The organism is Streptococcus sp. 11-4097, from assembly GCF_018215285.2.
Taxonomy (GTDB): domain Bacteria; phylum Bacillota; class Bacilli; order Lactobacillales; family Streptococcaceae; genus Streptococcus.
This window is the reverse complement of the sequence record NZ_CP185262.1, coordinates 1194710-1219695: the sequence shown is the minus strand read 5'-3', so window position 1 is coordinate 1219695 and position 24986 is coordinate 1194710. Positions and strand designations below refer to the sequence as shown.

The following is a 24986-nucleotide window of genomic DNA, read 5'->3' as shown; positions in this document are numbered from 1 at the left end:
ATACTTTAATGTAGGACCTTTTTAGAAATTTTGAAAGAGTATAAAAAATTTAAAATGAGAAAAATTGTTATCAATGGTGGCTTGCCTCTGCAAGGTGAGATTACCATTAGTGGCGCAAAAAATAGTGTAGTAGCTTTGATTCCAGCTATTATTTTGGCAGATGATGTTGTAACTTTGGATTGTGTCCCAGATATTTCCGATGTTGCTAGTCTTGTCGAAATTATGGAATTGATGGGCGCTACCGTTAAGCGTTATGACGATGTGTTAGAGATTGATCCAAGAGATGTTCAAAATATTCCAATGCCTTATGGGAAAATCAATAGTCTTCGTGCATCTTATTATTTTTATGGAAGTCTTTTAGGTCGCTTTGGTGAAGCTACTGTTGGTTTACCTGGTGGATGTGATTTGGGACCTCGCCCTATTGACTTACACCTTAAGGCTTTTGAAGCTATGGGAGCAACTGTTAGCTACGAGGGAGATAACATGAAGTTATCTGCCAAAGATACAGGACTTCACGGCGCAAGTATCTACATGGATACGGTTAGTGTGGGTGCGACGATTAATACGATGATTGCTGCGGTTAAAGCAAATGGTCGTACTATTATTGAAAATGCAGCCCGTGAACCTGAAATTATTGATGTAGCTACCCTCTTGAATAATATGGGAGCCCATATCCGTGGTGCTGGAACCAATATAATCATTATTGATGGTGTTGACAGATTACACGGAACCCGTCATCAGGTGATTCCAGACCGTATTGAAGCAGGAACATATATTTCCTTAGCTGCTGCAGTCGGTAAGGGAATTCGGATTAATAATGTTCTTTATGAACACTTAGAAGGATTCATCGCTAAGTTGGAAGAAATGGGAGTTCGAATGACTGTATCTGAAGACAGTATTTTTGTCGAAGAACAGTCTAATTTGAAAGCAATCAATATTAAGACAGCTCCTTACCCTGGTTTTGCTACTGACTTGCAACAACCAATTACTCCTCTCTTGTTAACAGCAGAGGGACGTGGTACCATTATTGATACCATTTATGAAAAACGAGTAAACCATGTTTTTGAACTAGCAAAGATGGATGCAGATATTACGACTACAAATAACTACATTTTATATACCGGTGGACGTGGTTTGCGTGGTGCAAATGTAAAAGCAACTGACCTTAGAGCTGGTGCTGCACTTGTCATTGCTGGACTGATGGCTGAAGGTAAAACTGAAATTACAAATATTGAGTTCATCTTACGTGGTTATTCAGATATTATTGAAAAATTACGTAATCTAGGAGCGGATATTAAACTTGTTGAGGATTAAGCCGTAGAGGTGTTTATGAATATTTGGACCAAATTAGCAATGTTTTCTTTTTTTGAAACGGATCGCTTGTATTTGCGTCCTTTCTTTTTTAGTGATAGTCAGGATTTCCATGAGATAGCTTCAAATCCAGAAAATTTACAATTTATTTTCCCAACTCAGGCAAGTCTGGAAGAAAGTCAATATGCACTGGCCAATTACTTTATGAAGTCCCCTTTGGGAGTGTGGGCAATTTGTGACCAGAAAAATCAACAGATGATTGGTTCTATTAAATTTGAGAAGTTAGATGAAATCAAAAAAGAAGCTGAGCTTGGCTATTTTTTGAGAAAAGATGCTTGGTCTCAAGGTTTTATGACAGAAGTTGTTAAAAAACTTTGTCAGCTTTCTTTTGAGGAATTTGGTTTAAAACAATTATCTATTATAACCCATCTCGAAAATGAAGCCAGTCAACGAGTTGCTCTTAAGGCTGGATTTCGTTTGTTCCGTCAGTTTAAGGGAAGTGATCGCTACACAAGAAAAATGCGGGATTATCTTGAATTTCGGTATGTAAAAGGAGAATTCAATGAGTAAACATCAGGAAATTCTAAGCTATTTGGAGGAATTACCAGTAGGTAAAAGGGTCAGTGTTCGTAGCATTTCAAACCATCTGGGAGTCAGTGATGGAACGGCCTATCGGGCCATTAAAGAAGCTGAAAATCGTGGAATTGTAGAGACTCGCCCAAGAAGTGGTACTATCCGAGTCAAATCTCAGAAAGTTGCTATAGAGAGATTAACATTTGCTGAAATTGCAGAAGTGACTTCTTCTGAGGTTTTGGCTGGGCAAGAAGGTTTAGAGAGAGAATTTAGTAAGTTTTCAATTGGTGCCATGACTGAGCAAAATATCTTATCTTACCTTCACGATGGTGGGCTCCTGATTGTCGGAGATCGTACTCGTATCCAATTACTAGCGCTGGAAAATGAAAATGCAGTTCTGGTTACAGGTGGTTTTCATGTTCATGATGATGTGCTTAAACTGGCCAATCAAAAAGGAATTCCAGTTTTAAGAAGCAAACATGACACTTTCACTGTCGCGACCATGATCAATAAAGCCCTGTCAAATGTCCAAATCAAGACTGATATTCTGACAGTTGAGAAACTTTATCGCCCGAGTCATGAGTATGGTTTTCTGAGAGAGACAGATACAGTTAAAGATTATTTGGACTTGGTACGTAAGAATCGTAGTAGCCGTTTCCCTGTTATCAATCAACATCAGGTTGTTGTTGGGGTTGTTACCATGAGAGACGCTGGTGACAAGTCACCAAGCACCACAATTGACAAGGTCATGTCTCGTAGTCTATTTTTGGTTGGATTATCAACAAATATTGCTAATGTGAGTCAACGGATGATTGCTGAAGATTTTGAAATGGTACCGGTTGTTCGAAATAATCAAACATTGCTTGGGGTTGTAACCAGACGAGATGTCATGGAGAAGATGAGTCGTTCCCAAGTTTCTGCTCTACCTACTTTTTCTGAGCAGATTGGTCAAAAACTTTCTTACCACCATGATGAAGTAGTCATTACAGTGGAACCCTTTATGCTTGAGAAAAACGGAGTTTTGGCTAATGGTGTATTGGCAGAAATTCTGACCCACATGACCCAAGATTTAGTTGTGAATAGTGGTCGTAATCTTATTATTGAGCAGATGCTAATCTACTTTTTGCAGGCTGTTCAGATTGATGATATACTGCGCATTCAAGCACGCATTATCCATCATACTAGACGATCAGCTATTATTGACTACGATATTTATCATGGTCATCAGATTGTTTCAAAAGCTAATATAACCGTTAAAATTAATTAGAAACTAGGAGAAAAAATGATAACATTAAAATCAGCTCGTGAAATCGAAGCTATGGATAAGGCAGGTGACTTTCTAGCAAGTATTCATATCGGCTTGCGTGATTTGATTAAGCCTGGCGTAGATATGTGGGAAGTTGAAGAGTATGTCCGACGTCGTTGCAAGGAAGAAAATTTCCTTCCGCTTCAGATTGGAGTTGACGGTGCAATGATGGACTATCCTTATGCTACCTGTTGCTCTCTTAATGATGAAGTGGCTCATGCTTTCCCTCGTCACTATATCTTGAAAGATGGTGATTTGCTCAAGGTTGACATGGTTTTGGGAGGTCCAATTGCTAAATCTGACCTGAATGTCTCAAAATTAAACTTCAACAATGTGGAACAAATGAAAAAATACACTCAGAGCTATTCTGGTGGTTTAGCAGACTCATGTTGGGCTTATGCTGTTGGTACACCGTCCGAAGAAGTGAAAAACTTGATGGATGTAACTAAAGAAGCTATGTACAAGGGGATTGAGCAGGCTGTTGTTGGAAATCGTATCGGTGATATCGGTGCGGCTATTCAAGAATACGCTGAAAGTCGTGGATACGGTGTAGTGCGTGATTTGGTTGGTCATGGTGTTGGCCCAACTATGCATGAAGAACCAATGGTTCCTAACTATGGTATTGCAGGTCGTGGGCTTCGTCTCCGTGAAGGAATGGTCTTGACTATTGAACCAATGATCAATACAGGTGACTGGGAAATTGATACAGATATGAAGACCGGTTGGGCGCATAAGACCATTGACGGTGGCCTATCTTGCCAATATGAACACCAATTTGTCATTACTAAGGATGGTCCGGTAATCTTGACTAGCCAAGGAGAAGAAGGAACTTATTAATAAAAAGTGAAAAGGCTACTGGATGTTCATTTTGAAAAAATGGCTCTTTGTCAACTGTAGTGGGTTGAAGAAAAGCTAAGATCGAGAAAGGACACATTTCGTCCTTTCTTTTTTGATATTGAGAGCGATAAAAATCCGTTTTTTGAAGTTTTCAAAGTTCCGAAAACCAAAGGCATTTCGCTTGATAAGTTTGATGAGATTATTGGTCGCTTCCAATTTGGCGTTGGAATAGGGTAGTTGAAGGGCGTTGACAATCTTTTCTTTATCCTTGAGGAAGGTTTTAAAGACAGTCTGAAAAAGAGGATGAACCTGCTTTAGATTGTCCTCAATAAGTCCGAAGAATTTGTCTGGCTCCTTGTTCTGAAAGTGAAAAAGTAAGAGCTGATAGAGATTGTAGTGGTGTCTCAAGTCTTCTGAATAGCTCAAAAGCTTGTCTAGAATTTCTTTATTTGTTAAGTGCATGCGAAAAGTAGGGCGATAAAAACGTTTATCACTGAGTTTACGACTATCCTGCTGTATGAGCTTCCAGTAGCGCTTGATGGCTTTGTATTCATGGGATTTTCGCTCAAATTGATTCATGATTTGGACACGAACACGACTCATAGCACGGCTTAAGTGTTGTACAATGTGAAATCGATCTAGAACGATTTTAGCACATGGAAAAAGCTGTTTAGCCAAGGCATAATAAGGACTAAACATATCCATCGTAATGATTTTCACCTGACAACGAACAGCTCGCTCGTAGCGCAGAAAGTGATTTCGTATGATAGCCTGTGTTCTGCCTTCAAGAACAGTGATGATGTTAAGATTATCAAAATCTTGTGCAATGAAACTCATCTTTCCCTTGGTAAAGGCATACTCGTCCCAAGACATAATCTCTGGAAGACGAGAAAAATCATGCTTAAAACGGAAGTCATTAAGCTTGCGAATGACAGTTGAAGTTGAAATAGCCAGTTGATGAGCGATATCGGTCATAGAAGTTTTTTCAATCAATTTTTGCGCAATTTTTTGGTTGATAATACGAGGAATTTGGTGATTTTTCTCGACGAGAGAGGTCTGTGAGACCATCATTTTAGAGCAATGATAGCACTTGAAACGACGCTTTTTAAGGAGGATTCTGGTAGGCATACCAGTTGTTTCAAGGTAAGGAATTTTCGATGGTTTTTGGAAGTCATATTTCTTCATTTGACTTCCACATTCAGGACAAGATGGGGCCTCATAATCCAGTTTAGCGATGATTTCCTTGTGGGTATCTCTATTAACAACATCCATAATTTGGACATTAGGGTCTTTGATATCGAGTAGTTTTGTGATAAAATGTAATGGTTCCATATGATTCTTTCTAATGAGTTGTTTCGTCGCTTTTCATTATAGGTCATATGGGACTTTTTTTCTACACAAAAATAGGCTCCATAATATCTATAGGGGATTTACCCACTACAAATATTATAGAGCCGAAAAAATCCAGTAGGCTTTTTCATATTAAATAGAAGCATTGATTTGATATTTTCAGATATTTTCAAGACAACAAAATAGGCTCTATATTATCTGTAGGGGGACTTACCTACAGATATTAAAGAGCCTTTTTCTTATGCTTAGAATGGTAATTTTCCAGCGAAAGCACCTAGTTTTTTCTTGGTAGTTTCATCGATTTGTTCAAGAGCAGAGTTGATGGCTTGAACGGTCATATCAGAAAGAGTTTCAAGGTCTTCAGGGTCAACGACAGCTGGATTGAAGTCAATGCTGACAACTTTCTTATCTCCAGTTAAGGTCGCTTGAACAAGGTCTTGAGCAGATTTGCCAACAAATTGCAGAGCAGCAAGCTCAGCTTGGCTTTGTTCCATCTGTTTTTGAAGTTTTTGTGCTTGACGCATCATGTTTTGCATGTTCATCATGGTGATTTCAGTTTCCTTTTATCTTATTTTCTTTCCTATTTTATCAATTTTGAGGATAAAAGTCTATTATTAGTATAAGTTACTCAATATTAAATTGTCTGAAAATTTATTGAAAAATGAGTGAAAACATGGTATAATGAAACGTAAAATTAATTCAGGTTTCCTGAACCAATAGGAGTAAACAATGAAAAAACTAGGTTTTGTCCTTTTATCTTCAGCCTTGCTATTGACAGCTTGTGCTAATAATCAATCTAAGCCAAGCAACACAAGTGATTCGTCCAAGGTGACACCCTTGTCTGAAGACAAGCAAAAAATGCTTGATAAGGCCACTTCTGACTATAAAACTTTTGTGCAAGAGCAAATCGATAAACTGTTGACAGATACGGAAGGCTTTGTCAAATTGTTGAAAGAAGGCAAATTAGAAGAGGCTAAGAAAGTTTATCCACTGATTCGTATGTCCTATGAGCGTTCAGAACCGATTGCCGAGAGTTTTGGTGAGTCAGATGTCAAGATTGACTTCCGTTTAGCAGACTATATGGACGAAAACAAGACAGAAGAAGGCTGGTCAGGCTTCCACCGTATCGAGCGTATCCTTTGGGAAGACAATACAACTAAAGGAACTGAAAGCTATGGTGATCAGTTGGTCAATGATATCAAGGAATTGAAAGCCAAGATTGCAACTGTGGATGTGGACTACAAGGTTATGTTGACTGGGGCAGTTGACTTGCTCAATGAAGTAGCGACAAGCAAGATTACAGGTGAAGAGGAAGTTTATTCTCATACAGACTTGTATGACTTCCGTGCCAATATTGAGGGAGCTGAGAAGATTTTCCAACTCTTTAAACCTTTGCTTGAAAAATCAGACGCTAACCTAGTTAAAGAATTGGAAGCAGATTTCAAATCTGTTAATAGCTTGTTGGACAAACACATGATCGACAAGGAACACTACAAGCTCTATACTGATTTGACAAAAGAAGATACCAAAGAATTGTCAGAAGCTGTGACAAAACTTGGTGAACCTCTATCGCAAATGGGTAAATTTCTTAGTGGAGAATAAGAGTCATGACTGAAAAAGACGAAAAGTTTTTTGATAAGAAAATGGACCGTCGAGAATTTCTAAAAAAAGCAGGCATTGGAGGGGCTGGTTTAGCGCTAGGACTCTCTGGTGCTTCTGCTTTTTTCGCACCTAAGCTAGGAAGTCAGGAAAAAATCTCGTACGGAAATGAAAAAATTGCTTTTTATGGCAAGCATCAAGCTGGGATTAGTACGCCCATGCAAAAGAATATTTATTTTGTGGTCTTGGACTTGCATACGACGGATAAGGATAAGATTATCCAGTTGTTTAAGGATTGGACGGATTATAGTGCCAAATTGGTCGAGGGGGAATTGGTCAAAAAAGATGGGAAAAATACTCTCTTGCCTCCGAGCGATACTGGTGAAACAGTCGGGCTCAATCCTCATCGTTTAACGCTGACTTTTGGTGTGTCTGCCAGTTTCTTGAAAAAGATGAACTTGGAAAATAAGCGTCCTCAAGTGTTCAGGGATTTACCGCCTTTTCCTAAAGAGCAATTGCGTGAAAAATATACAGGTGGAGATATTGTGATTCAGGCTTGTGCCGATGATGAGCAAGTTGCCTTTCACGCTATTCGCAATCTCATCCGTAAGGGGAGAAATGCAGTGACCCTTCGTTGGAGTCAGTCTGGATTTGCAGCTATCGGAGATCGAATGGAGACACCGCGTAACCTCTTTGGTTTTAAGGATGGAACAGCAAATCCAAGCAAAGAGAAAGATTTTGACCGCGTCATCTGGGCTGATAGTAAGGACTGGATGGAAAATGGTTCTTATATGGCAGTTCGTCGGATTCAGATGTTTTTAGAGACCTGGGATCGCACCAGTCTTGAAGAACAAGAAAATACTTTTGGTCGTTACAAGGAAAGTGGTGCCCCCTTTGGTAAGAAAAATGAGTTTGATGAAGTGGATTTGAGTCTTTTGCCTGATGATTCGCATGTCCGTTTGGCCAAGGAAGTGGAGAAACCACTTTTGCGTCGTTCTTATTCTTACTCAGATGGGATTGATGAAAAAACTGGTCAGTTTGATACGGGCTTGCTTTTCATTTCTTTCCAGAAGGATCCTGATAATTTTGTTAAGGTTCAAACCAATCTAGGTGCTACAGATAAGATGAATGAATACATCACTCACATCGGTAGTGGACTCTTTGCTTGCTTTGGTGGTGTGGAGAAAGGAGGCTACATTGGTCAGAAATTATTGGAAGGCTAAAAGCTGGTTCTTGGTTTTAACTTTGTCACTTTTAATTCTTTCCCCAGTAGGTGCCCAAGAAAGTCTGAGTTCTTACTTTGTGAAAATCACAGATGCGTCTAAAGCAGTGAAAAATGGGAATCAGTCTGAGGCTAAGAAACTCGTTACGGAGATAGCAATAGACTTTGAAAGAGTAGAAGACAGCAATTCTGAGGCTGGTAAAGTCGTTAAGGAAAAGTTAGCTCAATCAGGCGAGATTACTGAAGACAAACTCACCGAAATTTCTGCAGCCCTGTTAGCCTTTGAAAAAGAACAAAATCCTGTTGACTTAGATGCGGAAAAAGAAAAATTGGTGAACCGTCTAAGTCCTCGTTTTGAAGCCTTGGAACAGGCTATTGCCTCCAAAGATTTGGAAAAGGTTCGAGAAGCCTTTAAGAAAATGAATTCTACTTGGACCATTAATGAAAGTGTGGTTCGTGACAATAGTACGGCCCATTATGGACGTGTTGAAACAGCCATATCCTTCTTGCGTAGTAGCATAGAAACTGAGCCTACTGATTTTAACTCCATCCAGACTTCCTTTGAGGACTTAAAAAAGTCTATTGATGATTTTGTAACTGGAAAAGAAGTCGTAGCAACATCTTCTGATTTGACTCTCAAAGACGGTATTGCCCTTTTGACAAAGGCTTTGGAACAATTCCAAGCTGGTGACCAAGTAGCAGGAGCAGCTAGTATGAAGGAATTCATCACTATCTGGCCAACGATTGAGGGCTCTGTTAGCACGACCAATCCTTCCCTCTATACTCGAGTGGAAAGCGAAAGCCCTGTGATTATGGTCAAGGGAAGCGAAAAGGAATACCAAGAAAAATTAGAAAAACTGATTGCAGATTTATCGCAAATTGATACCAGTGCACGTTACAATGCCTTTGATGCTATGCTCATTCTCCTAAGAGAAGGAGTAGAGGCTCTCTTAATCGTTATGGCCTTGGTAACGACCTTGAAAGCAGCTAAGATGCGAAAGGGACTCAAGTGGGTTTATGGTGGTGCTATCACCGGAATTATGGCCAGTCTGGTCATTGCTTTCATCCTGCAAATTGCTTTTCCAGCAGTGACATCAGGCTCCAATCGTGAAATCATCGAAGGAGCAGTTGGAATTTTTGCGGTAGCAATGATGATTGTGATTGGAATTTGGCTTCACAGCAAATCTTCAGTTAAAAAATGGAATACCTTTATGGAGTCACAAATGGAAACAGTGACCAAGACAGGCTCCTTTATTTCCATGTTTGCTCTCAGTTTCCTAGCTGTTTTCCGTGAGGGAGCAGAAACCATTCTCTTTTATGTTGGGATTTTACCAAGAATTTCCAGTTTTGAATTTGTCTTGGGCATTTCACTTGCCTTGCTGGTTCTTGTAATTATTGCAATCGTGATGAATAAGGCCAGTCAATTCTTCCTACCTCATAAGGTCTTCTTTATCCTTACTTGGATGATTTATGCTTTGGCATTCAAGATGCTGGGAGTTAGTATCCATGCTCTTCAGTTGACCAATATGGCACCAAATCACTTGCTGACAGGCTTTCCAACTATCGACTTACTTGGAATTTACCCAAGTTGGGAAGGTTTGGCCAGCCAGCTACTCTTTGCCATTATTGTCTTGATTGTCACTTTCAGACAGGGTGAAAAATAAATGGATAGAAAAGAATTGACAATCGTTGAACATCTGGTAGAATTTAGAAAGAGATTATTGGCAGTAGTCATTTGTTTCTTTTTGGTATTCTGTGTTTCTCTGCTTTTTGCAGACCAGATTTACCAGTATGTGACCCAATCTTTTCAGCAAAAGTTGATTGTTTTAGGGCCAAATGATATTTTATGGATTTACATACGCTTAGCTAGTCTGATGGCCTTTACTATCACCCTACCTTACACGGTGTATCATATTTGGTCTTTCATTAAACCTGGTTTAAAGAAGGAAGAAGCTAGAGCTATTTTTGCCTATATTCCAGCTAGTTTCCTTTGTTTTCTAGTTGGACTGGCTTTTGGTTTTTACTTTGTAACACCAGCCTTACTTCAGGTTTTATTAGGGCTAGGAGAAGAACTATTTGAGACGCAGTTAACCGCCCAAAATTATCTGTCCTTTGTTTTTCAAACGACCTTGCCCTTGGCCCTGATTTTTGAATTGCCAGTTATCATTGCCTTTTTGACGTCGATTGGACTCATTGGACCAGAGTTATTGATTACTTATCGCCGATATGCTTATTTTATCTTATTGGTACTCGCAGTCATCTTGACACCAGCTGACTTTGTCAGCGATTTGGCAATGACTGCCCCCTTGATATTACTCTATGAATTAAGTATTGCCATCAGCAAACACATTATGAAACGCAAGCAGAAAGGAGAGAGAAATGGGAATCTTACGTGATATCGGAGCACCAGGATTGATTATTATCGTTTTAGGAGCTCTATTGATTTTTGGACCAAAACGATTGCCTGAACTAGGCGAGTCAATCGGTAAAATGCTATCTGAATTTAAAAAAGCAGTTAAAGGAGCAGAAAATCAAGATAAGGAAGAGTAAGACTTGTGAGTTTTACTAAAAATAATAAGTTAGGAAGTGTGTCTCTGTCAGACAATTTACCATTTCCTAGCTTTTTCTTGTATTAAGAAAATATAAATTTAAGTTTTCTTTAAGAAAACTATATTATTCTGAAGAACTCTAAAATTTCACAGCCATTTATTAGTAATGACTATTGAATTCCTAGTCACTACTAGAAATGGATTAGTTTCTTTGAATAATAGAACTCCTTAATCCTCCCATTCTAGAACGGGATGACTAGTATTTCTTTTATGATAGGACTAGATTGTGGTATAATAGAGAGAATAAGTTTTTTAGTAAGACAAAGGAGAAAATAGATGATTTATGCAGGAATTCTTGCCGGTGGAACTGGCACACGTATGGGAATCAGTAACTTGCCAAAACAATTTTTAGAGCTAGGTGATCGACCTATCTTGGTTCATACAATTGAAAAATTTGTCTTGGAACCAAGCATTGAAAAAATTGTAGTTGGGGTTCATGGAGACTGGGTTTCCCATGCAGAGGATCTTGTAGATAAATATCTGCCCCTTCATAAGGATCGTATCATCATTACAAAAGGTGGTGCTGACCGTAATACGAGTATTGAGAAAATCATTGAAGCCATCGATGCTTATCGTCCGCTTACTCCAGAGGATATCGTTGTTACCCACGATTCTGTTCGTCCATTCATTACGCTTCGCATGATTCAAGACAATATCAAACTTGCTCAAAATCATGACGCAGTGGACACAGTGGTAGAAGCGGTTGATACTATCGTTGAAAGCACTAACGGTCAATTTATTACAGATATTCCAAATCGTGCTCACCTCTATCAAGGACAAACACCTCAAACATTCCGTTGTAAGGACTTCATGGACCTTTACGGTTCTCTCTCTGCCGAAGAGAAAGAAATCTTAACAGATGCATGTAAAATCTTTGTGATCAAAGGAAAAAATGTAGCCTTGGCTAAGGGTGAATATTCAAATCTGAAAATTACTACAGTAACAGATCTGAAGATTGCAAAAAGCATGATTGAGGAAGAGTAATAAAATGATTAATCAAATTTACCAACTAACAAAGCCTAAGTTTATCAATGTCAAATACCAGGAAGAGGCTATTGATCAAGAGAATCATATCCTCATCCGCCCTAATTATATGGCGGTCTGTCATGCGGATCAGCGTTACTATCAAGGAAAACGTGATCCAAAGATTTTGAATAAAAAACTTCCAATGGCAATGATTCACGAGTCATGTGGAACCGTTATTTCTGACCCGACAGGAACCTACGATGTTGGTCAAAAGGTTGTTATGATTCCCAATCAGCCTCCTATGCAGAGCGATGAAGAATTCTATGAGAACTACATGACAGGGACCCATTTCTTGTCTAGTGGATTTGATGGCTTTATGAGAGAGTTTGTTTCTCTTCCTAAAGACCGTGTGGTGGCTTATGATGCTATTGAAGATACGGTTGCAGCCATTACAGAGTTTGTCAGTGTCGGCATGCACGCTATGAATCGTCTATTGACCCTTGCTCATAGCAAGCGGGACCGAATCGCCGTTATCGGAGATGGAAGTTTAGCATTTGTGGTTGCCAATATTATCAACTATACTTTGCCAGAAGCAGAGATTGTGGTTATTGGTCGTCATTGGGAAAAATTGGAACTTTTCTCTTTTGCCAAAGAATGCTATATTACTGATAATATTCCTGAAGATTTGGCCTTTGACCATGCTTTTGAGTGTTGTGGTGGTGATGGTACTGGACCAGCTATTAATGACTTGATTCGCTATATTCGTCCTCAGGGAACAATTCTCATGATGGGCGTTAGTGAATATAAAGTCAATCTCAATACACGCGATGCCTTAGAAAAGGGCTTGCTCTTGGTAGGCTCCTCTCGTTCTGGTCGCATCGATTTTGAAAATGCAATCCAAATGATGGAAGTCAAGAAATTTGCCAATCGTCTTAAAAATATCCTTTATCTAGAAGAACCTGTAAGAGAAATTAAAGATATTCACCGTGTCTTTGCGACCGATTTAAACACAGCCTTTAAAACAGTGTTTAAGTGGGAAGTATAAGTCCTGGAGGTTAATTGTGGAGAAAATCATTAAAGAAAAAATTTTTTCCTTACTTAGTCAAGAAGAGGAAGTCCTCAGTGTTGAACAACTGGGGGGAATGACCAATCAAAACTATTTGGCCAAAACAACAAATAAGCAATACATTGTTAAATTCTTTGGTAAAGGGACAGAAAAACTGATTAATCGTCAAGATGAAAAGTACAATCTTGAACTACTAAAAGATTTAGATTTAGATGTAAAAAATTATCTTTTTGATATTGAAGCTGGTATCAAAGTAAATGAGTATATCGAATCTGCTATTACACTTGATTCAACGTCAATCAAGACCAAGTTCGATAAAATTGCTCCAATTTTACAAACCATTCATGCTTCTGGTAAGGAATTAAGGGGAGAATTTGCTCCTTTTGAAGAAATCGAAAAATACGAATCTTTGATTGACGAAAAAATCCCTTATGCTAACTATGAAGCAGTTAGAGAAGAAGTCTTCTCCTTAGAGAAAAGACTGGCTGCCTTAGGTGTTGACAGAAAATCTTGTCATATTGATTTGGTGCCTGAAAACTTTATAGAATCACCTCAAGGACGACTTTATCTGATTGACTGGGAATATTCATCAATGAACGATCCAATGTGGGATTTGGCTGCTCTCTTTTTAGAGTCTGAATTCACTCGTCAAGAGGAAGAAGCCTTCTTGTCTCACTATGAGAGTGAGCAAACATCTGTCTCTCGTGAAAAGATTACCATTTATAAAATTTTACAAGATACTATTTGGAGTCTATGGACTGTCTATAAGGAAGAGCAAGGCGCAGATTTTGGAGACTATGGTGTGAATCGTTTCCAAAGAGCTGTTAAAGGTTTGTCATATTATGGAGGTTCAGATGAAAAATAAAAATGGAGTTTCTTTTGGTCTACTCTCAGGTATTTTCTGGGGGTTAGGTCTAACGATTAGTGCTTATATCTTTTCTATCTTTACAGATTTGTCGCCCTTTGTGGTGGCCGCTGCTCACGATTTCTTGAGTATCTTTATCTTACTAGCTTTTCTCTTGGTAAAAGAAGGAAAAGTTCGTCTCTCAATTTTCTTAAATATTCGCAATGTGAGTGTGATCATCGGAGCCTTGCTAGCAGGCCCTATCGGTATGCAGGCCAATCTTTATGCAGTTAAGTATATCGGAAGTTCTTTAGCTTCATCTGTATCCGCTATCTATCCTGCTATTTCAGTTTTATTGGCTTTCTTCTTTTTGAAGCATAAGATTTCGAAAAATACTGTGTTTGGGATTGTCTTGATTATTGGAGGGATAATTGCTCAGACCTATAAGGTTGAACAGGTTAATTCTTTCTATATTGGAATTCTCTGTGCTTTGGTTTGTGCTATTGCATGGGGAAGTGAGAGTGTTCTTAGCTCTTTTGCCATGGAAAGTGAATTGAGTGAAATCGAAGCCCTCTTAATTCGTCAAGTGACTTCATTCTTGTCCTATCTTGTGATTGTGCTCTTCTCTCATCAGTCATTTGCAGAAGTGGCCAATGGACAATTGTTAGTTCTTATGATTGTCTTTGCAGCCTTTGATATGATTTCTTACTTGGCTTATTATATCGCTATCAATCGCTTGCAACCAGCCAAGGCTACAGGATTGAACGTGAGTTATGTAGTTTGGACAGTCTTGTTTGCAGTTGTTTTCTTGGGTGCACCGCTAGATATGCTGACCATTATTACTTCACTTGTCGTCATTGCTGGAGTTTATATTATTATTAAAGAATAAAGGAGATTCGTGTGAAAGCCATCATTTTAGCAGCGGGCTTGGGAACTCGCTTGCGTCCTATGACTGAAAATACCCCTAAAGCCTTGGTTCAAGTTAATCAAAAACCCTTGATTGAATACCAAATTGAGTTTTTAAAAGAAAAAGGAATCAATGACATCATCATCATTGTTGGTTACCTTAAAGAACAATTCGATTACTTGAAAGAAAAATATGGTGTTCACCTCGTCTTCAATGATAAATACGCTGACTACAATAACTTTTATTCTCTCTATCTTGTAAAAGAAGAATTGGCCAACAGTTATGTTATTGATGCCGATAATTATCTCTTTAAAAATATGTTCCGCAATGATTTGACTCGTTCGACTTATTTTAGTGTCTATCGTGAAGATTGTACCAACGAATGGTTCTTGGTCTATGGAGATGACTACAAGGTTCAAGACATTATTGTTGATAGCAAGGCAGGTCGCATTCTTAGTGGTGTATCCTTCTGGGATGCTCCAACAGCAGAAAAAATTGTTAGCTTTATTGACAAGGCCTATGCAAGTGGTGAATTTGTTGATCTCTACTGGGACAATATGGTTAAGGATAATATCAAAGAGCTAGATGTCTATGTTGAAGAATTAGAAGGCAATAGCATCTATGAAATCGATAGTGTCCAAGACTATCATAAATTAGAAGAAATTCTTAAAAACGAAAATTAAAAATTCCAACATCTGGCTAAAATAGTCGGATGTTTTTTTTGATTTTTTACGAATAAATAGATGAGTAGAAAAAGAAATGGAGATATTTATGAAAATCACAAATTATGAAATCTATAAGTTAAAAGAATCAGGTTTGACCAATCAACAGATTTTGAAAGTCCTAGAATACGGTGAAAATGTCGATCAGGAGCTTTTGTTGGGTGATATTGCAGATATATCAGGTTGCCGAAATCCAGCTGTTTTTATGGAACGTTATTTTCAGATAGACGATGCGCATTTGGAGAAGGAGTTTCAAAAATTTCCATCTTTCTCTATTTTAGATGACTGTTACCCTTGGGATTTGAGTGAAATTTATGATGCGCCTGTACTTTTATTTTACAAGGGAAATCTGGATCTCTTGAAATTCCCTAAGGTAGCAGTTGTCGGTAGTCGTGCTTGTAGCAAACAGGGAGCTAAGTCAGTTGAAAAAGTCATTCAAGGATTGGAAAATGAACTGGTTATCGTCAGTGGATTAGCCAAGGGAATAGACACAGCAGCCCATATGGCAGCTCTTCAAAATGGCGGAAAAACCATTGCAGTGATTGGAACAGGACTGGATGTGTTTTATCCTAAAGCCAATAAACGCTTGCAAAACTACATCGGCAATGACCATCTGGTTCTCAGTGAATATGGACCTGGCGAACAACCTCTGAAATTTCATTTTCCTGCCCGTAATCGCATCATTGCTGGACTTTGCCGTGGTGTGATTGTAGCAGAGGCCAAGATGCGCTCAGGTAGTCTCATTACCTGTGAGCGAGCAATGGAAGAAGGACGCGATGTTTTTGCTATTCCTGGAAGTATTTTAGATGGACTATCAGACGGTTGCCATCATTTGATTCAAGAAGGGGCAAAATTGGTTACAAGTGGGAAGGATGTTCTTGCGGAATTTGAATTTTAATACTCTTCGAAAATCTCTTCAAACCACGTCAGCTTCCATCTGCAACCTCAAAACAGTGTTTTGAGCAACCTGCGGCTAGCTTCCTAGTTTGCTCTTTGATTTTCATTGAGTATAAGAAGAAAGTCCGCTTACTAGACAAACTTTTCTTCTATTATAGTAGCTAAGTCTTGACAGGGTTCAAAAAATGGTTTACACTTTATAAAGTTTATTACTTTGAAAAGGTGTGATACTGTGGCTACGGCAACAAAAAAGAAAAAATCAACAGTTAAAAAAAATCTAGTCATCGTGGAGTCTCCTGCTAAGGCGAAAACGATTGAGAAATATCTAGGCAGAAATTACAAGGTTTTAGCCAGTGTTGGGCATATCCGTGATTTGAAGAAATCCAGTATGTCCGTCGATATTGAAAATAATTATGAACCGCAATATATCAATATCCGAGGAAAAGGTCCTCTTATCAATGACTTGAAAAAAGAAGCTAAAAAAGCTAATAAAGTCTTTCTGGCGAGTGACCCGGACCGTGAAGGAGAAGCGATTTCTTGGCATTTGGCTCATATTCTCAACTTGGATGAAAATGATGCCAACCGTGTGGTCTTCAATGAAATCACCAAGGATGCGGTCAAAAATGCTTTTAAAGAACCTCGTAAGATTGATATGGACTTGGTCGATGCCCAACAGGCTCGTCGTGTTTTGGACCGCTTGGTAGGGTATTCGATTTCGCCTATTTTGTGGAAAAAGGTCAAGAAGGGTTTGTCAGCAGGGCGCGTACAGTCTATTGCGCTTAAGTTAATCATTGACCGTGAAAATGAAATCAATGCCTTCCATCCAGAGGAATACTGGACAATTGATGGCGTCTTTAAAAAGGGAACCAAGCAATTTCAGGCTTCCTTCTATGGAGTGGATGGTAAAAAGCTGAAACTGACTAGTAATGATGAGGTCAAGGAAGTCTTGTCTCGTCTGACTAGCAAAGATTTTTCAGTGGATCAGGTAGATAAGAAAGAGCGCAAACGCAATGCTCCATTACCCTATACCACTTCATCTATGCAGATGGATGCTGCCAATAAAATCAATTTCCGTACTCGAAAAACCATGATGGTTGCCCAACAGCTCTATGAAGGAATTAATATCGGCTCTGGTGTTCAAGGTTTGATTACCTATATGCGTACCGATTCGACTCGTATCAGTCCTGTAGCTCAGAACGAAGCAGCAAGTTTCATTACGGACCGTTTTGGTAGCAAGTATTCTAAGCATGGTAGTAAGGTCAAAAATGCTTCTGGAGCTCAGGATGCCCATGAGGCTATTCGTCCGTCTAGTGTCTTTAATACACCTGAAAGCATCGCTAAGTATCTGGATAAGGATCAACTCAAGCTTTATACTCTTATCTGGAATCGTTTTGTGGCGAGCCAGATGACAGCTGCTGTCTTTGATACTATGGCTGTTAAATTGTCTCAAAATGGGGTTCAATTTGCTGCCAATGGTAGTCAGGTTAAGTTTGATGGTTATCTTACCATTTATAATGATTCTGACAAGAATAAGATGTTACCAGATATGGCTGTTGGAGATGTGGTCAAACAGGTCAATAGCAAACCAGAGCAACATTTCACCCAACCGCCTGCTCGCTATTCTGAAGCGACACTGATCAAGACCTTGGAGGAAAATGGGGTTGGCCGTCCGTCAACCTACGCACCAACCATTGAAACCATTCAGAAACGTTATTATGTTCGCCTTGCAGCCAAACGTTTTGAACCGACAGAGTTGGGAGAAATTGTTAACAAGCTCATCGTTGAATATTTCCCAGATATCGTAAACGTGACCTTCACAGCTGAAATGGAAGGCAAGCTGGATGATGTCGAAGTCGGAAAAGAGCAGTGGCAACGTGTCATTGATGCCTTTTACAAACCTTTCTCTAAAGAGGTTGCCAAGGCTGAAGAAGAAATGGAGAAAATCCAGATCAAGGATGAACCAGCTGGATTTGATTGTGAAGTGTGTGGCAGTCCAATGGTTATTAAACTTGGTCGATTTGGTAAGTTCTACGCTTGTAGCAATTTCCCAGATTGCCGTCATACCCAAGCAATAGTGAAAGAGATTGGTGTTGAGTGTCCAAGCTGTCATCAGGGACAAATCATTGAGCGTAAAACCAAACGCAATCGCCTTTTCTATGGTTGCAATCGCTATCCAGAATGTGAATTTACCTCTTGGGACAAGCCTGTTGGTCGTGACTGTCCAAAATGTGGCAACTTCCTTATGGAGAAAAAAGTCCGTGGTGGTGGCAAGCAGGTTGTTTGTAGCAAGGGTGACTACGAAGAAGAAAAGATTAAATAAGAGGAGAGTCCTGAAAGTGAATTTCAGGCTCTTTTTGGTTGGAGCTTGACAAAATTCATCATTGTATGCGAAACTAGAAGAAGATTATTTTAACTAGGAGAAGTTATGCGTATTATTTATCTGATAATTGGTTTTTTATCACTGGCCTTGGCTATTATTGGGGTTGTTTTGCCCTTATTGCCGACAACGCCTTTTCTTTTGTTGTCTATTGCTTGTTTCTCAAGAAGTTCCAAGCGCTTCGAAGATTGGCTTTATCATACCAAACTCTATCAAGCATATGTGGCTGATTTTCGCGAGACTAAGTCTATTGCGCGTGAACGTAAAAAAAAGATTATTGTCTCTATCTACATCTTAATGGGAATTTCCATTTATTTTGCACCTCTTTTACCAGTCAAAATCGGTCTGGGTGCTTTGACCATCTTTATCACTTATTATCTCTTCAAGGTCATTCCAGATAAAGAATAAGTAAAATTTGTAACTATTTCCCTTGATAAAAATGAAAACATATTCACAACAATATGATATAATAAATTTAAAGTAATCTTCAAGGAGAATCAAATGATTTACGAATTTTGTGCTGAAAATGTGACGTTGCTTGAAAAAGCGATGCAGGCTGGAGCTCGTCGAATTGAACTCTGTGATAATCTAGCAGTGGGAGGAACAACACCAAGCTATGGAGTGACCAAGGCAGCGGTTGAATTGGCACCTAACTACGATACGACCATCATGACCATGATTCGTCCACGTGGTGGAGACTTTGTCTACAATGACCTAGAAATTGCTATTATGCTAGAAGACATTCGTTTAACTGCTCAGACTGGAAGTCAAGGGGTTGTATTTGGAGCTTTAACTGCTGATAAGAAGTTGGATAAAGCTAATCTTGAGAAGCTGATTGCCGCATCTAAAGGAATGGAAATTGTCTTCCACATGGCCTTTGATGAATTAAGTGATGATGATCAACTGGAAGCTATTGACTGGCTTAGTCAAGCTGGAGTCACTCGTATCCTAACTCGTGCTGGTGTGTCTGGTGACTCCTTAGAAAAACGTTTTGCTCACTATCACAGAATTTTAGAGCACGCTAAAGGTAAGATTGAAATTCTACCAGGTGGGGGGATTGACCTTGACAACCGTCAAACCTTTATTGACCAGCTGAGCGTGACACAACTACATGGTACTAAGGTTGTCTTTTAAAAAATAGAAAGGAACTGCTGCTTAGAGTAGCAGTTTTCACTTATGTTTGAAATTTTTAAATCCTATCAATTTAATAAAGAAAAGGCTCGTACTTATGGTTTTGTAGAAAATGATGGAGTCTGGACCTATAGTTGCCAGATTTTGCAAGGTGACTTTGTCATGACTGTATCCATCACTGCTGATAATGTGAGTTTTCAAGTCTTTGACCAGGAGACTGGTGACCTCTATCCTCAAGTCCATATGGAAAGTTTTAAAGGAAGTTTTGTTGCAAGTGTCCGTGAGGCTTGTCTGGAGATTCTTTACCAAATTCGGAAGACTTGTTTTGATGCACAAGATTTTATCTGTCCTCAGACTAAGCGAATCGTAACTCAGGTTCAGGAAAAGTATGGAAATCAGTTGGAATATTTGTGGGAGAAATCGCCTGATACAGCAGTGTTAAGACACGAAGGAAATAAAAAGTGGTATGCCGTCTTGATGAAAATCTCTTGGAATAAGCTGGAAAAGGGCAGAGAAGGACAAGTGGAAGCAGTCAACCTCAAACATGACCAAGTAGCTGACTTGCTTTCACAAAAAGGTATTTATCCTGCCTTTCATATGAACAAACGCTACTGGATTAGTCTTGCTCTTGATGAGACTTTATCTGATGATGAAGTTCTAGATTTGCTAGAAATCAGTTGGAATTTAACTATTAAAAAATGAAACATTTCAAGAATTTTCAATTAGCAAAATATTCTCTACTGAAGAAATTTTCAGAAAATATTGGATTTTTTCTTGACAAGTACTTTTGCCTATGCTAAAATACTAAACAAGACATCAAACGAAGGAGAAAGTCAAACATGAAAACAGCTAAGTTTAATCAATTTGCTTTGTTGTTGAGGTACTCGGGCTAGTGCAAAAAGCATTAGTCCTGTTTGGCTTACCAAGCGGGAGTGAATCAACATCTCGCTTGGACTTCTAAGCGAGATGTTTTTTTAAAACCACATTTGGAAAAGGGGAAATCTTATGAGAACAGTTGAATTTCTAGATACTAGCCTTCGGGATGGAGAGCAGACACCAGGTGTTAACTTTTCAATCAAGGAAAAGATTGCCATAGCAAGGCAGCTGGAGAAATGGGGCATTTCAGCAATTGAAGCTGGTTTTCCAGCGGCTAGCCCTGACTCATTTACAGCAGTTCAGGAGATTGCCAAGGTCTTGAAGAAAACAGCAGTGACAGGATTAGCTCGTTCTGTAAAATCTGATATTGATGCTTGTTATGAGGCTCTTAAGGATGCCAAGTATCCTCAAATTCATGTCTTTATCGCTACCAGTCCGATTCACCGCAAGTATAAGCTCAATAAGAGCAAGGAAGAGATTTTAGAAGCTATCAAGGAGCATGTTTCTTATGCACGTTCTAAGTTTGAGGTTGTCGAGTTCTCTCCTGAAGATGCAACCAGAACAGAGTTGGATTTCCTCCTGCAAGTTGTTCAAACAGCTGTTGATGCAGGTGCATCTTATATCAATATCCCTGATACGGTAGGATTTACCACACCAGAGGAATACGGAACTATCTTCAAATACTTGATTGAGAATGTTAAGACGGATCGTCAGATTATCTATTCGCCTCACTGTCATGATGACCTTGGAATGGCAGTTGCAAATAGCCTTGCTGCTGTTAAGAATGGTGCGGGGCGTGTTGAAGGAACTATCAACGGTATTGGGGAGCGAGCTGGAAATGCTGCTTTGGAAGAAATTGCAGTTGCCCTCAATATTCGCCAAGATTACTATCAAGCAGAAACAAGTATTGTCCTAAATGAGACTATCAATACGTCAGAAATGGTTTCTCGCTTCTCTGGTATTCCAGTTCCTAAAAACAAGGCTGTGGTTGGTGGCAATGCCTTTTCTCACGAGTCTGGTATTCACCAAGACGGAGTCCTTAAAAATCCTCTTACTTATGAAATTATCACCCCTGAATTGGTTGGAGTTAAGAGTAATAGTCTTCCGCTTGGTAAATTGTCTGGCCGCCATGCCTTTGTTGAGAAACTAAGAGAATTGGCCCTAGATTATACAGAAGAAGATATCAAACCGCTCTTTGCTAAGTTCAAGGCTCTGGCAGATAAGAAACAAGAAATCACAGATGCAGATATTCGAGCTCTGGTAGCTGGAACCATGGTTGAAAATCCAGAAGGATTCCACTTTGATGATTTACAACTTCAAACTCATGCAGACAATGACATTGAAGCGCTCGTTAGCCTAGCCAATATGGATGGTGAGAAAGTCGAATTTAATGCAACCGGACAAGGCTCTGTTGAAGCGATCTTTAATGCTATCGATAAGTTCTTTAACCAATCTGTCCGCTTGGTGTCCTATACTATTGACGCTGTGACAGATGGAATTGATGCCCAGGCTCGGGTCTTGGTCACTGTTGAAAACAGAGATACAGAAACCATCTTTAATGCAGCAGGTCTTGATTTCGATGTGTTGAAGGCTTCGGCTATTGCCTACATCAATGCTAATACCTTTGTTCAAAAAGAGAATGCTGGTGAGATGGGACGTAGCGTTTCCTATCGCGATATTCCTAGTATGTAAAGGAGAAGGCTATGACAAATAAAATAGTAGCTCTAGCAGGGGACGGAATCGGCCCAGAAATCATGGAAGCTGGTTTAGAGGTTCTGGAAGCTCTAGCTGAAAAAACAGGTTTTGACTATGAGATTGACAGACGACCCTTTGGAGGTGCAGGTATTGATGCTGCAGGGCATCCCTTACCTGATGAAACCCTCAAGGCAAGTAGGGAAGCAGATGCTATCCTCTTAGCGGCTATCGGTAGTCCTCAGTATGATGGAGCAGCGGTTCGCCCTGAACAAGGCTTGCTGGCTCTCCGTAAGGAACTCAATCTTTACGCCAATATTCGCCCGGTAAAAATCTTTGATAGTCTCAAGCATTTGTCACCACTCAAACCAGAACGAATTGCTGGTGTAGACTTTGTCGTAGTGCGTGAGTTGACAGGTGGTATCTACTTTGGGGACCATATCCTTGGAGAGCAAAAAGCGCGTGATATCAATGATTATAGCTATGAAGAAGTAGAGCGGATTATTCGCAAGGCCTTTGAAATTGCAAGAAATCGCAGAAAAATCGTTACTAGTATCGATAAGCAAAATGTGTTGGCAACATCAAAACTCTGGCGAAGAGTAGCTGAGAAGGTCGCACAGGATTTCCCAGATGTGACCTTGGAACACCAGCTGGTGGACTCAGCTGCTATGCTTATGATTACCAATCCTGCTAAGTTCGATGTTATCGTGACGGAGAATCTTTTCGGAGATATCTTATCTGATGAATCAAGCGTTCTATCAGGTACACTAGGAGTCATGCCATCAGCCAGTCATTCTGAAAATGGACCAAGTCTCTATGAGCCCATTCACGGTTCAGCTCCTGATATTGCAGGTCAAGGAATTGCCAATCCTATTTCTATGATTTTATCAGTTGCCATGATGTTGAGAGACAGTTTTGGACGTTATGAGGATGCGGAACGTATCGAGCGTGCTGTTGAGGCAAGTTTAGCGGCTGGCATTTTAACAAGAGATATAGGTGGACAGGCTTCGACCAAGGAAATGACGGAAGCTATTATTGCAAGGATATGAAGTTAGACGAAAAAATTACTCTAGTCCTTTTGATTTGGAATGTCATGGTTTTCGTGATTTATGGCGTTGACAAATCCAAGGTAAGGAGAAGAGCTTGGCGCATCCCTGAGAAAATCTTACTCATTTTAGCCTTTACTTGTGGTGGTTTTGGTGCCTGGTTAGCAGGAATCATCTTTCATCACAAGACTAGAAAATGGTACTTTAAGACGGTTTGGTTTCTCGGGATGATAACCACACTAGTAGCCTTATATTTTATTTGGAGGTAATGGATGGCAGGAAAATCGATTTTTGATAAATTATGGGACCGTCATGTCATCACAGGAGAAGAGGGGCAGCCCCAACTCATGTATGTGGACCAGCATTATATCCACGAAGTGACCAGTCCCCAAGCTTTTCAAGGATTACGAGACGCAGGTCGCAGATTGAGACGACCAGACTTGACATTTGGAACCTTTGACCACAATGTCCCGACAGTCAATATCTACGATATTCGAGATGTGATTTCTAAAGCGCAAATTGATAAGCTTGCTGAAAATGTTGAGGAGTTTGGGATTGAACATGCTGCCCACGGTTCTGAAAAGCAGGGGATCGTTCACATGGTTGGTCCAGAAACAGGACGAACCCAACCAGGGAAATTCATCGTCTGTGGGGATAGCCATACAGCAACCCACGGAGCATTCGGAGCAATCGCCTTTGGGATTGGAACCAGTGAGGTCGAGCATGTCTTTGCTACCCAGACCCTCTGGCAAGTTAAACCTAAGAAAATGCTGGTAGAATTCACAGGAGTTCCTAAAAAAGGAGTTTATTCCAAGGACTACATTTTAGCCTTGATTGCCAAGTACGGTGTTGCCTGTGGTGTTGGCTATGTGGTGGAATATCGGGGACAAGCGATTGATGCACTGAGCATGGAAGAGCGAATGACCATCTGCAATATGTCCATCGAGTTTGGTTCTAAGATGGGAATCATGAATCCAGATCAGACTACCTATGACTATCTCAAGGGACGGGAATGTGTTCCCGAAGATTTCGAGGAGGCTGTGGCTGATTGGAAAACAATTGTCAGCGATGATGATGCTGTTTACGATAAAGTTATCCGGATGGATGTCTCAGACTTGGCTCCTATGGTAACCTGGGGAACCAATCCTGCTATGGGTGTTGACTTTGACAGTAGATTCCCAGAAATTAAGGATATGAATGATGAGCGTGCCTATAATTACATGGATTTGGAGCCTGGTCAAAAGCCAGCGGATATTGAACTAGGCTATATCTTTATTGGCTCATGTACCAATGCTCGTCTCAGTGACTTGCAGCTGGCTGCGCGATTTGTCAAAGGGAAGAAAATAGCTCCTAACTTAACGGCTATCGTGGTTCCAGGCTCTCGTCCTGTCAAACGAGCTGCTGAGAAGTTGGGCTTGGATAAGGTCTTTTTAGATGCTGGCTTTGAGTGGAGAGACCCAGGTTGCTCAATGTGCCTAGGGATGAATCCGGACAAGGTTCCTGATGGTGTCCACTGCGCCTCGACCAGTAACCGTAACTTTGAAGACAGACAAGGCTTTGGTGCTAAAACCCATCTCTGCAGTCCAGCCATGGCAGCTGCGGCAGCTATCGCAGGGCGCTTCGTAGATGTTCGGCAAATGCCAGAGGCCCAGTAA

Annotated in this window: 25 protein-coding genes; 23 read left to right on the top strand and 2 right to left on the bottom strand. The window is 39.9% G+C overall.

Annotated elements, in window-relative coordinates:
* Nucleotides 1-54: 54 nt before the first annotated feature.
* Genes KB197_RS06035 through KB197_RS06020 form a run of 4 tightly spaced genes read left to right on the top strand, consistent with a single transcriptional unit; the run spans nucleotide 55 to nucleotide 4027 of the window.
* Entirely contained in the window at nucleotides 55-1314 is a 1260-nt protein-coding gene (locus KB197_RS06035; protein WP_212574001.1) for a UDP-N-acetylglucosamine 1-carboxyvinyltransferase, read from the top strand.
* A 15-nt stretch (nucleotides 1315-1329) separates the two neighbouring features.
* Complete coding sequence (locus tag KB197_RS06030) at nucleotides 1330-1881, top strand: GNAT family N-acetyltransferase (protein ID WP_212574002.1); 552 nt, start codon at nucleotides 1330-1332, stop codon at nucleotides 1879-1881.
* Nucleotides 1874-3151, top strand: coding sequence for a CBS-HotDog domain-containing transcription factor SpxR (gene spxR, locus KB197_RS06025; RefSeq protein ID WP_212574003.1), 1278 nt, complete (start codon nucleotides 1874-1876; stop codon nucleotides 3149-3151). Before KB197_RS06030 ends, spxR begins: the two co-directional genes overlap by 8 nt.
* A 15-nt stretch (nucleotides 3152-3166) precedes the next feature.
* On the top strand, nucleotides 3167-4027 hold the full coding sequence (locus tag KB197_RS06020) for a methionyl aminopeptidase (RefSeq protein WP_000631543.1): 861 nt from the start codon (nucleotides 3167-3169) through the stop codon (nucleotides 4025-4027).
* Nucleotides 4028-4102: 75 nt separating this feature from the next.
* Here KB197_RS06020 and KB197_RS06015 read toward each other — a convergent pair whose 3' ends face one another.
* On the bottom strand, nucleotides 4103-5359 hold the full coding sequence (locus tag KB197_RS06015) for an ISL3 family transposase (RefSeq protein WP_212574075.1): 1257 nt from the start codon (nucleotides 5357-5359) through the stop codon (nucleotides 4103-4105).
* A 263-nt stretch (nucleotides 5360-5622) separates the two neighbouring features.
* Entirely contained in the window at nucleotides 5623-5922 is a 300-nt protein-coding gene (locus KB197_RS06010) for a YbaB/EbfC family nucleoid-associated protein (RefSeq protein WP_125447156.1), read from the bottom strand.
* A gap of 184 nt (nucleotides 5923-6106) precedes the next feature.
* Between KB197_RS06010 and efeO the strand changes: the two genes are divergently transcribed.
* The 19 genes from efeO to leuC all read left to right on the top strand — a co-directional run bounded on the left by efeO (nucleotide 6107) and on the right by leuC (nucleotide 24986).
* Nucleotides 6107-6979, top strand: a complete 873-nt coding sequence (gene efeO, locus KB197_RS06005) for an iron uptake system protein EfeO (protein WP_212573833.1) — start codon at nucleotides 6107-6109, stop codon at nucleotides 6977-6979.
* A 5-nt stretch (nucleotides 6980-6984) separates the two neighbouring features.
* Nucleotides 6985-8199 carry an iron uptake transporter deferrochelatase/peroxidase subunit gene (gene efeB, locus KB197_RS06000; RefSeq protein WP_120770145.1) on the top strand — a complete coding sequence of 405 codons (1215 nt, stop codon included), beginning with the start codon at nucleotides 6985-6987 and terminating at the stop codon, nucleotides 8197-8199.
* Nucleotides 8174-9862, top strand: coding sequence for an FTR1 family protein (locus tag KB197_RS05995; protein ID WP_212573832.1), 1689 nt, complete (start codon nucleotides 8174-8176; stop codon nucleotides 9860-9862). Before efeB ends, KB197_RS05995 begins: the two co-directional genes overlap by 26 nt.
* On the top strand, nucleotides 9863-10594 hold the full coding sequence (gene tatC, locus KB197_RS05990) for a twin-arginine translocase subunit TatC (RefSeq protein WP_212573831.1): 732 nt from the start codon (nucleotides 9863-9865) through the stop codon (nucleotides 10592-10594).
* Entirely contained in the window at nucleotides 10578-10748 is a 171-nt protein-coding gene (gene tatA, locus KB197_RS05985) for a twin-arginine translocase TatA/TatE family subunit (RefSeq protein ID WP_061864669.1), read from the top strand. Before tatC ends, tatA begins: the two co-directional genes overlap by 17 nt.
* Before the next feature lie 335 nt (nucleotides 10749-11083).
* Nucleotides 11084-11791 carry an IspD/TarI family cytidylyltransferase gene (locus KB197_RS05980; RefSeq protein ID WP_064276051.1) on the top strand — a complete coding sequence of 236 codons (708 nt, stop codon included), beginning with the start codon at nucleotides 11084-11086 and terminating at the stop codon, nucleotides 11789-11791.
* Nucleotides 11792-11795: 4 nt separating this feature from the next.
* Nucleotides 11796-12818, top strand: a complete 1023-nt coding sequence (locus tag KB197_RS05975; protein WP_064276053.1) for a ribitol-5-phosphate dehydrogenase — start codon at nucleotides 11796-11798, stop codon at nucleotides 12816-12818.
* 16 nt (nucleotides 12819-12834) lie between these two features.
* Nucleotides 12835-13704 carry a phosphotransferase family protein gene (locus KB197_RS05970; RefSeq protein ID WP_064276054.1) on the top strand — a complete coding sequence of 290 codons (870 nt, stop codon included), beginning with the start codon at nucleotides 12835-12837 and terminating at the stop codon, nucleotides 13702-13704.
* Nucleotides 13694-14572: a DMT family transporter gene (locus tag KB197_RS05965; protein ID WP_064276056.1), complete on the top strand. Its 879-nt coding sequence runs from the start codon at nucleotides 13694-13696 to the stop codon at nucleotides 14570-14572. Before KB197_RS05970 ends, KB197_RS05965 begins: the two co-directional genes overlap by 11 nt.
* Nucleotides 14573-14583: 11 nt before the next feature.
* Nucleotides 14584-15273, top strand: coding sequence for a CTP--phosphocholine cytidylyltransferase (locus tag KB197_RS05960; RefSeq protein ID WP_004269681.1), 690 nt, complete (start codon nucleotides 14584-14586; stop codon nucleotides 15271-15273).
* Between the two features lie 88 nt (nucleotides 15274-15361).
* Nucleotides 15362-16210 carry a DNA-processing protein DprA gene (gene dprA / locus KB197_RS05955; protein WP_064276058.1) on the top strand — a complete coding sequence of 283 codons (849 nt, stop codon included), beginning with the start codon at nucleotides 15362-15364 and terminating at the stop codon, nucleotides 16208-16210.
* A 231-nt stretch (nucleotides 16211-16441) separates the two neighbouring features.
* Nucleotides 16442-18529, top strand: a complete 2088-nt coding sequence (topA, locus tag KB197_RS05950; RefSeq protein ID WP_064276060.1) for a type I DNA topoisomerase — start codon at nucleotides 16442-16444, stop codon at nucleotides 18527-18529.
* A 105-nt stretch (nucleotides 18530-18634) separates the two neighbouring features.
* Nucleotides 18635-18994: a YbaN family protein gene (locus KB197_RS05945; protein ID WP_064276062.1), complete on the top strand. Its 360-nt coding sequence runs from the start codon at nucleotides 18635-18637 to the stop codon at nucleotides 18992-18994.
* Nucleotides 18995-19087: 93 nt separating this feature from the next.
* Nucleotides 19088-19720, top strand: a complete 633-nt coding sequence (locus tag KB197_RS05940) for a copper homeostasis protein CutC (RefSeq protein ID WP_064276064.1) — start codon at nucleotides 19088-19090, stop codon at nucleotides 19718-19720.
* Between the two features lie 42 nt (nucleotides 19721-19762).
* Complete coding sequence (locus KB197_RS05935; RefSeq protein ID WP_064276066.1) at nucleotides 19763-20419, top strand: MmcQ/YjbR family DNA-binding protein; 657 nt, start codon at nucleotides 19763-19765, stop codon at nucleotides 20417-20419.
* Nucleotides 20420-20722: 303 nt separating this feature from the next.
* Nucleotides 20723-22285, top strand: coding sequence for a 2-isopropylmalate synthase (locus tag KB197_RS05930; protein WP_212573830.1), 1563 nt, complete (start codon nucleotides 20723-20725; stop codon nucleotides 22283-22285).
* An 11-nt stretch (nucleotides 22286-22296) separates the two neighbouring features.
* Entirely contained in the window at nucleotides 22297-23334 is a 1038-nt protein-coding gene (gene leuB, locus KB197_RS05925) for a 3-isopropylmalate dehydrogenase (protein ID WP_212573829.1), read from the top strand.
* Nucleotides 23331-23600: a DUF1294 domain-containing protein gene (locus KB197_RS05920; protein WP_212573828.1), complete on the top strand. Its 270-nt coding sequence runs from the start codon at nucleotides 23331-23333 to the stop codon at nucleotides 23598-23600. Before leuB ends, KB197_RS05920 begins: the two co-directional genes overlap by 4 nt.
* A 3-nt stretch (nucleotides 23601-23603) precedes the next feature.
* On the top strand, nucleotides 23604-24986 hold the full coding sequence (gene leuC, locus KB197_RS05915) for a 3-isopropylmalate dehydratase large subunit (RefSeq protein ID WP_064276072.1): 1383 nt from the start codon (nucleotides 23604-23606) through the stop codon (nucleotides 24984-24986).